General features: G+C 64.5%; 1 protein-coding gene. It reads left to right on the forward strand.

The features are described from left to right. On the forward strand, positions 1-499 hold a 499-nt coding region (locus tag E4V01_RS25440; protein ID WP_245517721.1), incomplete at both ends, for a helix-turn-helix domain-containing protein.

Here is a 499-nt window from a genome sequence, read left to right on the forward strand (position 1 = left end):
TTCTTCACGGCAGCGCCCGCACGACGCAGGCAGTCCGTCGCGCGATACAGCTACGTCAAGAAAGCGTGAGAGCGGCTGCCAAACGCTATGGCGTCAGTCCGACGACGATCCAGAAGTGGCGTGATCGGGAGACGACGGCCGATGCCGCCATGGGTCCGAAGGAGCCGCGCTCGACCACACTGACGCCGGAGGAGGAGGCGATCGTCGTCGCCTTTCGGCGGCATACCCTGCTGCCGCTGGACGATTGCCTCTACGGCCTGCAGCCCACGATCCCGCATCTGACCCGCTCCAGCCTGCACCGCTGCCTGCAGCGCCACGGCATCAGCCGCCTGCCGGCGATCGAGGGCGACAAGCCCGAGAAGAAGCGCTTCACGTCGTATCCGATCGGCTACTTCCACATCGATATCGCACAGGTCAGCACCGAAGAAGGCAAGCTGTCCCTGTTCGTGGCGATCGATCGCACCAGCAAGTTCGCATTCGTCCGTCTGGTCGAGAGTGC

It is taken from the genome of Methylorubrum sp. Q1 (assembly GCF_004683995.1).
Taxonomy (GTDB): Bacteria; Pseudomonadota; Alphaproteobacteria; order Rhizobiales; family Beijerinckiaceae; genus Methylobacterium.